The organism is Paraburkholderia hiiakae (assembly GCF_904848665.1).
Lineage (GTDB): Bacteria > Pseudomonadota > Gammaproteobacteria > Burkholderiales > Burkholderiaceae > Paraburkholderia > Paraburkholderia hiiakae.
The window spans coordinates 264,414-277,248 of the sequence record NZ_CAJHCQ010000007.1 but is presented as its reverse complement, the minus strand read 5'-3'; the positions used below and the strand labels follow the sequence as shown (position 1 = coordinate 277,248).

The 12,835-nt window shown below is 64.9% G+C and carries 14 protein-coding genes; 5 read left to right on the top strand and 9 right to left on the bottom strand.

The window, feature by feature from the left end; all coding sequences use genetic code 11:
- Nucleotides 1-57: 57 nt before the first annotated feature.
- Complete coding sequence (locus JMY28_RS16185; protein WP_407945512.1) at nucleotides 58-897, top strand: outer membrane protein assembly factor BamD; 840 nt, start codon at nucleotides 58-60, stop codon at nucleotides 895-897.
- A 114-nt stretch (nucleotides 898-1,011) separates the two neighbouring features.
- On the opposite strand, the gene rlmD is transcribed toward JMY28_RS16185, so the two are convergent.
- A complete protein-coding gene (gene rlmD, locus JMY28_RS16180) occupies nucleotides 1,012-2,316 on the bottom strand; it encodes a 23S rRNA (uracil(1939)-C(5))-methyltransferase RlmD (protein ID WP_236596897.1) in 1,305 nt (434 codons plus the stop codon).
- 344 nt (nucleotides 2,317-2,660) lie between these two features.
- Here rlmD and JMY28_RS16175 point away from each other — a divergent pair, with 344 nt between their 5' ends.
- The 3 genes from JMY28_RS16175 (at nucleotide 2,661) to JMY28_RS16165 (ending at nucleotide 4,299) form a co-directional block, all read left to right on the top strand.
- Nucleotides 2,661-2,852: a hypothetical protein gene (locus JMY28_RS16175; RefSeq protein ID WP_201696925.1), complete on the top strand. Its 192-nt coding sequence runs from the start codon at nucleotides 2,661-2,663 to the stop codon at nucleotides 2,850-2,852.
- Nucleotides 2,853-2,943: 91 nt separating this feature from the next.
- Complete coding sequence (locus tag JMY28_RS16170; RefSeq protein WP_201696924.1) at nucleotides 2,944-3,249, top strand: outer membrane protein assembly factor BamE; 306 nt, start codon at nucleotides 2,944-2,946, stop codon at nucleotides 3,247-3,249.
- A gap of 168 nt (nucleotides 3,250-3,417) precedes the next feature.
- The gene (locus JMY28_RS16165; protein WP_201696923.1) at nucleotides 3,418-4,299 is read left to right on the top strand and encodes an endonuclease/exonuclease/phosphatase family protein; all 882 of its coding nucleotides are present in this window, start codon (nucleotides 3,418-3,420) and stop codon (nucleotides 4,297-4,299) included.
- A gap of 23 nt (nucleotides 4,300-4,322) precedes the next feature.
- Here the strand turns inward: JMY28_RS16165 and JMY28_RS16160 are convergent, their stop codons facing one another.
- From JMY28_RS16160 to surE, 5 genes are read right to left on the bottom strand one after another with little or no spacing between them, the layout of a single operon-like run.
- Nucleotides 4,323-5,102 carry a 3'-5' exonuclease gene (locus JMY28_RS16160; protein ID WP_201696922.1) on the bottom strand — a complete coding sequence of 260 codons (780 nt, stop codon included), beginning with the start codon at nucleotides 5,100-5,102 and terminating at the stop codon, nucleotides 4,323-4,325.
- Nucleotides 5,103-5,121: 19 nt separating this feature from the next.
- Complete coding sequence (gene rpoS, locus JMY28_RS16155; RefSeq protein WP_201696921.1) at nucleotides 5,122-6,228, bottom strand: RNA polymerase sigma factor RpoS; 1,107 nt, start codon at nucleotides 6,226-6,228, stop codon at nucleotides 5,122-5,124.
- 13 nt (nucleotides 6,229-6,241) lie between these two features.
- On the bottom strand, nucleotides 6,242-7,165 hold the full coding sequence (locus tag JMY28_RS16150; RefSeq protein WP_201696920.1) for a peptidoglycan DD-metalloendopeptidase family protein: 924 nt from the start codon (nucleotides 7,163-7,165) through the stop codon (nucleotides 6,242-6,244).
- 5 nt (nucleotides 7,166-7,170) lie between these two features.
- The gene (locus JMY28_RS16145; RefSeq protein WP_201696919.1) at nucleotides 7,171-8,226 is read right to left on the bottom strand and encodes a protein-L-isoaspartate(D-aspartate) O-methyltransferase; all 1,056 of its coding nucleotides are present in this window, start codon (nucleotides 8,224-8,226) and stop codon (nucleotides 7,171-7,173) included.
- On the bottom strand, nucleotides 8,223-8,984 hold the full coding sequence (gene surE / locus JMY28_RS16140) for a 5'/3'-nucleotidase SurE (RefSeq protein WP_201696918.1): 762 nt from the start codon (nucleotides 8,982-8,984) through the stop codon (nucleotides 8,223-8,225). Before surE ends, JMY28_RS16145 begins: the two co-directional genes overlap by 4 nt.
- A 269-nt stretch (nucleotides 8,985-9,253) precedes the next feature.
- On the opposite strand from surE, the gene JMY28_RS16135 reads away from it, so the two are divergent.
- Nucleotides 9,254-10,225, top strand: a complete 972-nt coding sequence (locus JMY28_RS16135) for an NADPH:quinone oxidoreductase family protein (protein WP_201696917.1) — start codon at nucleotides 9,254-9,256, stop codon at nucleotides 10,223-10,225.
- A gap of 75 nt (nucleotides 10,226-10,300) precedes the next feature.
- On the opposite strand, the gene JMY28_RS16130 is transcribed toward JMY28_RS16135, so the two are convergent.
- From JMY28_RS16130 to JMY28_RS16120, 3 genes are all read right to left on the bottom strand, one after another.
- Entirely contained in the window at nucleotides 10,301-11,572 is a 1,272-nt protein-coding gene (locus tag JMY28_RS16130) for a CaiB/BaiF CoA transferase family protein (protein ID WP_201696916.1), read from the bottom strand.
- A 73-nt stretch (nucleotides 11,573-11,645) separates the two neighbouring features.
- A complete protein-coding gene (recR, locus tag JMY28_RS16125; protein ID WP_028204939.1) occupies nucleotides 11,646-12,242 on the bottom strand; it encodes a recombination mediator RecR in 597 nt (198 codons plus the stop codon).
- Between the two features lie 185 nt (nucleotides 12,243-12,427).
- Nucleotides 12,428-12,754: a YbaB/EbfC family nucleoid-associated protein gene (locus tag JMY28_RS16120; protein WP_028204938.1), complete on the bottom strand. Its 327-nt coding sequence runs from the start codon at nucleotides 12,752-12,754 to the stop codon at nucleotides 12,428-12,430.
- Nucleotides 12,755-12,835: the final 81 nt, after the last annotated feature.

Here is a 12,835-nt window from a genome sequence, read left to right as displayed (position 1 = left end):
ATGCGAGCCTTGAACACGATTACGAAACTGGCCCAACACGCGGTGGCCCGAAACGCAATGCGCGCGGCGCGAGCAAACATGCTCGGCAAGATTGGCAACGTCGTTCGCCTTGCTGTCTGCGGCGCGGCGCTCGCCGTGGTCGCCGCCTGCCACGGCCTGCCGGAAAAAACCGACGAAACGGCGGCGTGGAACAACAACAAATTATATACGGAGGCCCAAGACGCGCTCTCCGGTGGTGACTGGGGCAAGTGCGCGAAATATTTCGAAGCACTCCAGGGCCGCGACCCGTTCGGCCACTTCGCCCAGCAGGCGCAGATCAACGTGGCCTACTGCAACTGGAAGGACAACGAGAACGACGCCGCCGACCAGGCGATCAACCGCTTCATCCAGCTGCACCCGGATCACCCGGACGTCGCCTACGCCTACTATCTCAAGGGCATGATCCACTTCAACGACGACCTGGGTCTGTTCGGCCGTTTCTCGGGCCAGGACATGAGCGAACGCGACCCGAAGTCGCTGCGCGAGTCGTATGACGCGTTCAAGGTGGTGGTCGACAAGTATCCGCAGAGCAAGTACGCCCCGGACGCCGCCCAGCGCATGCGTTACATCGTGAACGCGCTCGCTTCGCACGAAGTGCATGCGGCGGACTACTACTACCGCCGCGGCGCCTATGTGGCGGCCATCAACCGCGCGCAGCTTGCGATCCAGGACTACAAGAGCGCGCCGGCGATCGAAGACGCGCTGCACATCATGATCCTGTCGTACCAGAAGCTCGATCAGCCGCAGCTCGCCGAAGACACGCGCCGCGTGCTCGCCGGCACCTTCCCGGACAGCCCGTACATCACTGGTCACGCGCGCCCCGGCAAGGAAAACAAGTCCTGGTGGCAGATCTGGTGATCGCCGCGCCTCTACGCTTGAGGCGCGCAGGAAAGCAAAACGCCACGGTTTTCCGTGGCGTTTTTTTTGCTTCAGCGGCAGCGCCGGCTTCGCGCCTGCGCTGCGCGAGTCTCCTCAATCGCGCTCGAACAGCGCGATCGATTCCACGTGCGACGTGTGCGGGAACATGTTGACGACACCCGCGCCCTTGAGCCGGTAACCGGCCTCCTTGACGAGCACGCCCGCATCGCGCGCCAGCGTCGCGGGACTGCACGACACGTAGACGATGCGCCTGGGCAGCGGGCCATCCCCGCTCTGCGCAATTTCCGCGAGCGCCTGGGAAACCGCGAACGCGCCTTCGCGCGGCGGGTCGACCAGGAACTTGTCGAAATGGCCGAGCGCGCGCAAGTCGTCCGCGGTGACTTCGAACAGGTTGCGGCACGCAAACGACGTATGCCCGTCCACGCCATTGGCACGCGCATTTTCCAGCGCGCGGGCCGTCAGCGTATCGCTGCCTTCGATCCCCACCACTTCGCGCGCGAGACGCGCGAGCGGCAGCGTGAAGTTGCCGATGCCGCAAAACAGGTCGAGCACGCGGTCGCCCGGCTCCGGCGCGAGCAGGCGCAGCGCGCGGCCCACCAGCACGCGGTTGATCTGGTGATTGACCTGCGTGAAGTCCGTCGGCTTGAACGGCATGCGAATGCCGTACTCGGGCAGCGTGTAGTCCAGTGCCTTGTCGAGCGGATAGAACGGGAACACCGTGTCCGGGCCCTTCGGCTGCAGCCAGAACTGAACGTTGTGCTCGTCGGCGAACGCGCGCAGCAAGTCTTCGTCGGCGGCCGTGAGCGGCTCGAGAATGCGCAGCACGAGCGCCGTCACGCTCGAACCCACGGCGAGTTCGATCTGCGGCATGCGATCGCAAATCGACAGCGCGGCCACGAGATGGCGCAGCGGCACGAGCATCGCCGAGACGTTCGGGGGCAGCACTTCGCAGCTCGTCATGTCGGCGACATAGCTGCTCTTCTTCTCGTGGAAGCCAACCAGCACGCCGCCCTTCTTCGGCACGTTACGCACCGTGAGGCGCGCGCGATAGCGGTAGCCCCACGACGGCCCGTGAATCGGCCGGAACATCGTCTCCGAACGCACCTTCGAGATGTGCATGAGGTTGTCCTCGAGCACGCGCTGCTTGACGGCGATCTGCGCACGCACGTCGAGGTGCTGCATCGAGCAACCGCCGCAGGTGCCGAAGTACGCGCACTGCGGCTTCGTGCGAATCGCGCTCTCGCGCAGCACGTTCACCACTTGCGCCTGTTCGAACGTGGGCTTCTTGCGGTAGCTCAAGTAGGTCACGCGCTCGCCCGGCAGCGCGCCCTCGACGAAGATCACCTTGCCGGGCTCGCCCGTCTCGGTGACGGTGCGGCCAACGCCGCGCGCCTCCATATCGAGCGACTCGATCTCGAGAATGGGGGCATGAGCGACTGAGGCTTCGATGGCGGCGCGCTTTTCGGCGCGGCGCTCGCGCTTGCTGCGCTTTTTCGTGGGCGTGGACGGCATGGGCTCGGCCTGAGCAGGCTCGGCTTGAGGGTCGGGGGCAGCTTGAGACACCAGCGGATTCCTGACTGACGATGAGTGAATTGTGGGCGAAGGCGAGATTGTAGTCGAAGTCGGCGCCCGCGCTCCTTCGCTGCTGTTTTCGAACTTGTCCGATCGTGTTCGCTGCGCCCCGTCACTACGATGATTCCTGACGCGTGATAAGTCCGACTCACGCAAAGGAAATCGCCATCATGTCTGCCCTCGTCTTCCTGCAATCGATCGCACTTTTGCTTGTCACGCTCGGCGCCGCCACCGTCGCCGAACCGCTGGTTTCAAGGCGCACGAGCACGCACCGCCGGCTGCTGCTCGGCTTTGCCAGCCTCGCGGTCCCCATCGCTCTATTCGCGCTGCTCCTGTTCGGCCTGCGCATCCTGCTCGACTGATTCTGCTCGATCAGGCGCTTTCAGAATCGTCCCATAGATTGACGCCGGTTGCGGCGGCAAGGATATCCACCCCTTCACCAATGGAACCGAAGTGAGCAAGCTACCTCTTTGTGCGCTCGTCGCAACGACGCTCGTGGGCCTCACGGCGTGCGGGCCGACCATTCAGCCCGATCAACTCGTCGCCTCCATCCAGCCCGGCATGACGCAGAGCGAAGTCTACAAGCGTATGGGGCCGCCAGATCGCGGCTACCAGACTAACGGCTTCGACTGTTTCCAGTACGACCTCGGCAAATACGATCTCGGCAGTGCCCGCAACGTGCCGTTCTCCGTGTATTTCGACGGCGGCAACCGCGTGGCCGGCACGGCGCGCGCCGCGTGTCACGGTCGCCGGATTTAACGCCATTACGCTGCAGCGATGCCGCTACTGCCTTACACGCCCGAGCGCGCCAGCAAGCGGGGCGAAAGGCGTTTCGCAAACAACATTTGTCATACAACACGGCAGAAAAACCAGGCTAGGGTTAAACGTGTGCGGGAACCGCCGCCGCGCCAAGCGAGGAGCGTGCCGATGAAACTGGTCAGCTGGAATGTGCAGTGGGGGCGCGACGCTTCTGGCGTCGTCGATCTCGCGCGCACGGTGCGCGAGGCGCAGCGTCTCGCCGACTTCGACGTGCTATGCCTGCAGGAAATCACGCGTGGATTTCGGGCGCTGCCAGGTGGTCCTGGCGACGATCAGTTCGCCGAGCTCCGGGCTCTCCTGCCCGCCTATACGGTCATCGAGGCAATCGGCGCCGACTTGCCTGCACAGCTTGACGCGCAAGGCTCCCGTCAAGGCGTGGCGCCGATGCAGCGCCGCCAGTTCGGCAACGCGCTCGCCACGCGCTTGCCGGTCGCGCAGGTTTTTCGCCACGCCCTGCCGTGGCCCGCCGACTCCACCGCGCCCTCAATGCAACGCGTGGCGCTCGAAGCCGTGCTCGACGCGCCGGGCGGTGCCCTGCGCGTGCTGATCACCCATCTGGAGTTCTACTCGCTGCGCCAACGGCTCGCGCAAGTGGACGAGTTGCGGCGCCTGCAGCAAGAAGCCGCCGATCACGCGGCGCATCCCGCGCCCGCCGAAAACGACGTGGGCCCATTCGCCGGCACCGCGCGCCCCGTATCTGCGATCGTGTGCGGCGACTTCAACAGCGCATGGGGCAGCGAGGCCTACACACGCATGCTCGAACCGCTCGCGGGCACCCCTGCCTTCATCGACGCGTGGACCGCGCTCCACGCCGGCGCGACGCCACCGCCCACGGCCGGCATCTATGACACGAAGCAATGGTCGGACGGCCCGCTCACGTGCGACTTCGCCTTTGTCACGGAGGATTTGCGCCCACGCTTGCGAAGCTGCGAAATAGACGGCGCGACCCAGGCCTCCGATCATCAGCCGATCGTGCTCGAACTAAGCTAAGGGGTAGCCGGCCGGCCGCGCGCTCAGCCGGCGAACGCTTTGAGGTACTCGTCCCAATGCGGCGCGGTTTCCGCGGCGAGCGACTGCTTCACGAACTCGATCTCATCCGCATATTCGCGCTCTGTGAAACCGCCGCGCATCATCTGAAACCGGCAATAAAGCAGATACGTGTTGACCACGTCGGTTTCGCAGTAGTTGCGGATCTCCTCGATGCGGCCTTCCTGAAACGCGGTCCACACCTGGCTGCCGTCCATACCGAGCTTGCCCGGAAAACCGCAGAGTTTCGCGAGCGCGTCGAGCGGCGCGTTCGCCCGCGGCTGGTACATCGCGAGCAGGTCCATCAGGTCGGTGTGGCGCGTGTGGTAGCGGGCGATGTAGTTGTTCCACTTGAACTCGCGGTCCGCGTCGCCCATTTCCCAGTAGCGCACCGCGCGAATGCCGTGCACAAGCGCGCGATAGTGCAGCACCGGCAAGTCGAAGCCGCCGCCGTTCCACGAAACGAGCTGCGGCGAATACTTCTCGATCGTGCGGTAGAACGAATCGATCAGGCGCGCTTCGCCGTCTTCGGGCGTGCCGAGCGAGCGCACGCGAAAACCTTGCCCGTCGCGAAACACACACGAGATCGCGGCAACGCGCTGCAGATGATGCGGCAGAAAATCGCTGCCGGTTTTCTCGCGGCGCGCGGCGAAGGCGTGTTCGGCCACTTCGGTGTCGGTGAGCGTGGCGGGCAGATCTTCGAGACGGCGAATGCCGTCGACATCGGGAATCGTCTCGATGTCGAATACGAGAACAGGAACTGTCATTCAGATGGACTGCGAGGATTTAGAGAACGGCGTCCTTGCGCACGCCGTTCGAAGCGAAAAAGCGTTTGAGGCGCACCAGCGCTTCCTGCTGGATTTGCCGCACGCGCTCGCGAGTGAGGCCCATTTCATCGGCCAGCTCTTCGAGCGTGGCGGGCTCGATATGGTTCAGCCCGAAGCGCCGTTCGATGACGTGGCGATGCTTATCGGATAAACGCCCGAGCCACGCGCGTGTAAGCGTTTCCAGCTCGCGGTGCTGCACTTCGGCATCCGGCGACTGGCTCTGGTCGTCCGAAAGCAGGTCGAGCAGGCTGCTGGCCGGATCAAGGTCGAGCGGCGCGTCGAGCGAAGCCGTGTGTTCGTTGAGCGCGAGAATATCGGTGACCTCCTCGGTGGTCTTGCCCGTGAGATACGCGATGTCGTCGATGCTCGCGTCGCGCCGCTCGGAGGCCGAGTCGGCGTTGAGCGAATTCTTCTCCAGATGGCGCTTCGCGCGCAGCACCTGGTTGAGCTCGCGGATCACGTGCACCGGCAAACGCACGGTGCGCGCCTGGTTCATGATTGCGCGCTCGATGCTCTGGCGGATCCACCAGGTCGCGTAAGTCGAGAAACGGAAGCCGCGCGTGGGATCGAACTTCTCGATCGCGTGCATGAGGCCGAGGTTGCCCTCCTCGATCAAGTCGAGCAGCGGCACACCGCGATTGAGATAACCCTTGGCAATGCTGACGACGAGGCGCAGATTGCGCTCGATCATGACCTGACGCGCTTCGAATTCGCCGGCCTTGGCGAGGCGCGAGTAGCGCTGCTCCTCCTCGACAGTGAGGAGCGGCTTCACGCTGATCCGGTTCAGATAATGCTGGATGGTGTCGGCCGTGAGTTCGGCCTGGAGCATGGCACGGAAATCGTCGGCGTCGGGCGCGGCATCGGTAGTTTCGGCGCCCTCGCCCGAGCCGCCTTCGTCGGCCGGGGAATCGCGCTCTTCGCGTTCCTCGCGCTCCTCAAAATCGCGGCCGCCGTCGAGGTCGGGCGACGCGTCGTCGTCGCCCGCCTGCGCGCCGTCCTCCACCGAAACCTGGGCGGCTTGGCTGTCAGACTCGGATTGCTGCAGACGGCGCTTCGATTTCGGCATGGTCGGCTCGCTTTTATTGCGGCGGCAAGTACTTCAGTGGGTCGACGGGCTTACCCTGACGGCGTACTTCGAAATGCAGCATCACCCGGTCCGAGTCGGTATTGCCCATTTCGGCGATCTTCTGACCTTTGGTGACCGCATCCCCTTCTTTTACCATCAAAGTCCGGTTGTGTGCATACGCGGTCAAAAACGTCGCGTCATGCTTGATGATAATGAGATTGCCGTAACCGCGCAGCCCATTTCCGGCATAAACCACGCGGCCATCGCCAGCTGCCTTGACAGGATCGCCCGGCGCACCGCCGATATTGATGCCCTTGTTCTTCGTATCGTCGAAGCCGTTGAGCACCGGACCACGCACCGGCCACGCGAGCGCGATGTTGCCGCCCGGCGCCGCGGCCAGGTCACTTCCGCTTGCACCCGGCTGCGGCGGCACGGCAGCCGTTGGCGCCGATGCGTTCGCACCCGGGCCGTAGATCGGCGGCTGCGCAGGTGACCCCGCTGCCGGTGCGCCTGGCGCCGCACCCACGCCCGGAACCGGCGCAGTTACGACGCCCGGCGTGTACGCCGAAGGATTCGCACCCGGCGGCACGACGCGCAACAACTGATCCACTTCAATCTGGTTCGGATTGGTGAGATTGTTCCACGTCGCGATATCGCGATAATTCTGGCCGTTTTCGAGCGCAATCCTATAGAGAGTGTCGCCCGGCTTCACCCGGTAGTATCCCGGAGGCGGCGGCCCGAGCGGCACCGGAGGCTGCGTGGCCGTCGTGCCGAGCGGCGCGGTGCGATCCACCACAGGTGCCTGATCGAGTCGCGTGGCGCATGCGGCCAGAAGGCAGAGCGCGACGACCGCGGTGCCGCGCTGGGCGGCGATCAGCGTGGCTGCGGGCAGGTCGACATTCGGGCGGTTTCTTTTGATCGCGCGCAACATACTCATCGGATTCAGATCACTCCAGATTTTAAGGGGACAAAGAAAACGCGATCCAGGCGTGACTCCCGCCACTGCGCCGGCCCCGTGCGCTCGACGAGCGTGAGGACCTGCGTCGCTTCGCCGGCCGCACCCTGCGTGCCGGGCACCGCCACGGGCGCCACGAGCCGCCCGCCGATGGCGAGTTGCTCGAGCAGCGCCGGCGGCACGTCGAAGCCAGCGGCGGCGATCACGATCGCGTCGAACGGCGCCGCCGACGGCAAACCGAGCCGTCCGTCGCCGTAGTGCAAGCGGATATTCGGGATACGCAGCGGACGAAGATTCGTCTTCGCGCGCTCGTATAACGGCTTGATGCGTTCAATGGAATACACGTCGCGCGCAATCTGGCTCAGCACGGCGGCCTGGTAGCCGCAGCCGGTGCCGATTTCCAGCACGCGCTCCAGCACGCGGCCCGCGCCCGCGAGTTCGAGCATGCGCGCGACCACCGAAGGCTTCGAGATGGTCTGGTGATGACCGATCGGCAACGCCGCATCTTCGTAGGCCTGGGTCGCAAGACCCGGGTCGATGAACATGTGGCGCGGCACGGCCGCGAGCGCCTGGAGCACGCGCGCATCGGCAATGCCGTTTGCACGCAGGCGTTCGACCATGCGTTCGCGTACGCGTTCCGAAGTCAGCGCATGCGCGCCGTTGAGTGCAACGCCAGGCGCGCCCGTAACGGCGGTGGCAGGACGCGGCGCACTCGCACCACCCGGGATTGCAGCGCGGGGCGCTGCCGCGCTACCACCAGGAGGCGCTGGCTTGATCGAACTTGCCGGCTTTGCGCCCATTGGCTTCGCGTTGACCGGCTTCGCAGGCGGCGCCTTGAACGGCGTGCTTGCGATGGACTTCGCAACGGCCGGCGTGCCTGCCTTCGCGCCCGGCTTCGCGAGCGCGCCGACGCCCGGTTTCGAGGCGCTGCTGTTGCCCGCGAGCGGCGTGCGTGCGTCGCCCGGGCGCGTATCGCGCCTGCGCGGCTCGCGCACGAGATCCGCGAGCCCGAGCGGAAAACGCTTCGTGCGCTCGCCCGTCATGAAACGCTGCCGCCCTTGCGCGCCCAGTCGTGCGTCGCGGACAGCATCTGCGTATGTGTGAGATCGAGTTGCAGCGGCGTGATCGACACGTGGCCGTTCGACACCGCGTGGAAGTCCGTGCCCTCGCTCGCATCGCGCGCGCTGCCCGACGGCCCGATCCAGTAGATCGGCTCGCCGCGCGGGTTGGTCTCGCGGATGACGGGCTGCGAAGGATGACGCTTGCCGAGGCGCGTGACGCGCCAATCGCCGAGCTCTTCGTACGGCAGGTTCGGGATGTTGACGTTCAGCAGCGGATGACCCGGCAACGGGTTCGCGAGGTAATGCGCAACGATCTCGGCCGCAACACGCGCAGCGGAATCGAGATGCACCCAGTCTTTGTCGACGAGCGAAAACGCAATGGCCGGTATGCCGAACATGATGCCTTCGGTCGCCGCGGCCACCGTGCCCGAGTACAGCGTGTCCTCGCCCATGTTCTGACCGTTGTTGATGCCGGAGACCACGAGGTCGGGCTGCTGGTCGAGCATGCCCGTGAGCGCGATGTGCACCGAGTCGGTGGGCGTGCCGTTCACGTAAAAGAAGCCGGTGCTCGCAGAACGCAACACCGACAGCGGGCGCCACAGCGTAAGCGAGTTCGATGCGGCGCTGCAGTTCTGCTCGGGCGCCATGACCGTGACTTCGCCGAGCGGCTTGAGCGCTTCATAGAGCGCCGCAAGGCCGGGGGCGAGATAACCGTCGTCGTTGCTGAGTAGTATTCGCATCGAGCGATTGTAACCGAGGAAAGAAGGCACGCGAACGACAGCCCGGCCCTTGCGGCAGCGCGCGTTGGACCCTGCATTGGATGTCGATATCACTTGCCGATCCGGGACGCATTCGCGTTCGCAGTACGTCTTGAAAGACGCTTGTCACCGACACGAAATAAATCGCACGATCGTTCGCATCAAGGCAGATTGCCGTACACTCTCCTGCTGTAGCGAATCCATGACCGATGCAATTGAAAGCAACCGAACCGGATAAGACAGGAGACACGATGCGCGCAATCCGCTGCAACCAGTACGGGCCGCCCGACTCGCTCACGCTCGAAGACTCGCCCGACCTCGTGCCAGGTCCGGGCCAGGTGGTGATCGACGTGAAGGCCGCGGCCGTCAACTTCCCCGACGTGCTCATCATCGAGAACAAGTATCAGATGAAGCCGCCGCTGCCCTTCACGCCCGGCGCCGAACTCGCAGGCGTGGTGCGCGCCGCGGGCGAAGGCGTGAAGCTCGCACCGGGCACGCGCGTGGTGGCGTATGTGGGCACTGGCGCATTCGCCGAACAGGCGCTCGCGGACGCATCGGCGTGCGTGGCGCTGCCCGAGGGCGCCGACTTTGCGACGGCAGCCGCCTTCACGCTTGCGTATGGCACGTCGCACCACGCCGTGGTCGATCGCGCCGCGCTGCGCGCAGGCGAAACGATGCTCGTGCTCGGCGCGGCGGGCGGCGTGGGCCTCGCTGCGGTGGAGATCGGCAAGGTGCTTGGCGCGCGCGTGATCGCGGCGGCCTCGAGTGAGGAGAAGCTCGAAGTCTGCCGCCGCTTCGGTGCGGACGCTACCATCAACTACAGCACCGAGGACTTGCGCGAGCGCGTCAAGGCGCTCACTGACGGCAAAGGCCCCGACGTGATCTACGACCCGGTGGGCGGCGAGTATGCGGAGCCGGCGTTCCGCAGCATCGGCTGGCGCGGCCGCTATCTCGTGGTGGGCTTCGCGAATGGCGAGATTCCCAAGCTGCCGCTCAATCTCGCGCTGCTCAAGGGCGCGAGTCTCGTCGGCGTGTTCTGGGGCGATTTCGCGCGCCGCGAGCCACAGCACAATGCGGCAGCGTTCGCGCAAATGGTGGGTTGGATCGGCGAAGGCAAACTCAAGCCGTACGTCTCAAAGCGCTATAAGCTCGCTGACACAGCGCAGGCGCTCAAGGACATGGCTTCGCGCAAGGTGACGGGCAAGATCGTGATCGAGCCCTGAACGTTTCCTGCAACGCGGGAAGTCAATCGAAAACGGCTCGCGATGTGCGAGCCGTTTTGCATGATGCAAGCCGTCCTAGACAATTTGTTGCTCACGCAACCGTGCGATATGGTCTGCGTCGTAACCCAGCGTCTGCAGGACTTCATCGGTATGTTCGCCCAGCGCGGGCCCAAGCCAGCGCGTGTCGCCAGGCGTTGCCGAGAGCTTGGGCGTGACCGAGGGCAGCGCGATATCCACGCCCTCGCCGTCCTTCTCACCCGGCGCCTGCCAGCGGAACTGCTGGATCATCTGGCGCGCCGCGAACTGCGGATCGGCGAACATGTCGGCCACACTGTAGATGCGGCCCACGGGCACGTCGGCGGCGTTGAGCACGTCGAGTGCTTCGTTGATGGTACGTGTGGAAAGCCACGCCGCGATGGCGCCATCGATCTCCGCCGTGCGCGGCACGCGGCCGTCGTTGTGCGCGAGTTGCGGATCGTTGGCGAGGTCCGCGCGGTCGATCGCCATCATCAAGCGCTTGAAGATCGGATCGCTGTTACCGCCGATCACGATGCTGCCGTCCCGGCACGGATACGTATTCGACGGCACGATGCCCGGCAGCGACGCGCCGGTGCGTTCGCGCACCATGCCGTACACACCGTACTCGGGCACGACGCTCTCCATCATGTTGAACACGGCTTCATAGAGCGCGACGTCTACGATCTGGCCGCTGCCGCCGTTCATGTTGCGGTGATGGAGCGCCATCATCGCGCCGATCACGCCGTGCAGAGCCGCAATCGAGTCGCCGATCGAAATGCCGATGCGCGGCGGCGGCAAGTCGGGATAGCCGGTGATATGACGCAGACCACCCATCGATTCGGCGATCGCGCCGAAGCCCGGACGGTCGCGGTACGGGCCAGTCTGGCCGTAGCCGGAGAGCCGCACCATCACGAGACCGGGATTGTCCTTCGAGAGCACGTCGTAGCCGAGCCCGAGCTTTTCGAGGAGGCCGGGCCGGAAGTTCTCGATGACGATATCGGCTTCCTTCGCGAGGCGCCGCACGATCTCCTTGCCCTCTTCGGCTTTGAGATTCACCGTGACCGACTTCTTGTTGCGCGCCTGCACAGCCCACCAGAGCGACGTGCCACCCGCTTCCGGGTAGAGCTTGCGCCATTTGCGCAGCGGGTCGCCGCCCTTGGGATCTTCGATCTTGATGACCTCGGCGCCGAACTCGCCGAGAAAGCGCGCGGCGAAGGGGCCGGCGATCAGCGTGCCGAGTTCGAGGACTTTCACACCCGCAAGCGGTCCCGTGCCTTTGGCTGGGGATGCGTTCGATTGGGAATCGGGGGAAGCGGCGGCTGCGCTCATGGTGTCTCCTTTCGTTCTGTTCGGCGTGCGGCGCCAATGTTGAATACGCCGCGTGTCGAGGCATGGCGAGACGCTACATCGAGCGCCGGTCGAGCATGGCCCGTGCAATGGTGCCCGCGTCGACGTATTCGAGCTCGCCGCCCACCGGCACGCCGCGTGCGAGGCGCGTGACGGCAAGTCCACGCGCCTTGAGCGTCTGGCCGAGATAATGAGCCGTCGCCTCGCCCTCGTTCGTGAAATTGGTTGCGAGCACCACTTCCTTGACGACGCCATCCGAGGCGCGCTTCACAAGGCGGTCGAAATGGATCTCTTTCGGACCGATGCCATCGAGCGGACTCAGATGCCCCATCAACACAAAATACAGCCCGCGATACGTCATGGTCTGTTCGAGCATGATCTGGTCGGCGGGCGTTTCGACCACACACAAGAGCGTCGGGTCACGCTCTTCGTCCAGACACGTTTCGCAGACCTGAGCTTCGGTGAAGGTATTGCACTTCTCGCAATGCTTCAGATTCCCGGTCGCGAACAGGAGCGCGTTGCCGAGCTTTTCGGCGCCGTCGCGGTCGTGCTGCATCAGGTGATAAGCCATGCGTTGCGCCGACTTCGGGCCGACGCCGGGCAACACGCGCAGCGCCTCGACGAGAGCGGCGAGAGCGGAAGGTTGTTTCATGCGGATTCAGCGCGAGATGCGCGACGGGGTTTGAAGCGAATGTGGCTTCCTGCGACGACTTGCTGCTGCCTGGTGCTTTTGAAGCCTCGACGCCAGCGCCTGCACAGCCGTACCAGCTACGGCCGGGCACGCTAGACGCGCGGGCGCCGGTCCGCCGAAAGCAGACGCGGCGCTCGCAACGTTCCTTAGAACGGCATCTTGAAGCCCGGCGGCAGCGGCAGACCAGCGGTCATACCGCCCATCTTTTCCTGCGACGTGGCTTCGGCCTTGCGCACCGCGTCGTTGAACGCCGCGGCCACGAGGTCTTCGAGCATGTCCTTGTCGTCCGCGAGCAGGCTCGGATCGATCGACACGCGACGGACGTCGTTGCGGCAGGTCATCGTGACCTTGACGAGACCGGCGCCAGCCTGACCCTCGACTTCGATCTGGGCAAGCTGCTCCTGCATCTTCTTCATGTTTTCCTGCATCTGCTGGGCTTGCTTCATGAGCCCTGCGAGTTGGCCTTTCAACATAGTCACTGCTCCTTCTGGATCGTAGTCGTTCGAATCGATGCGCTCAAAAGCGCGCGACGCTTCCGGCGCCGCGCGGCGCAA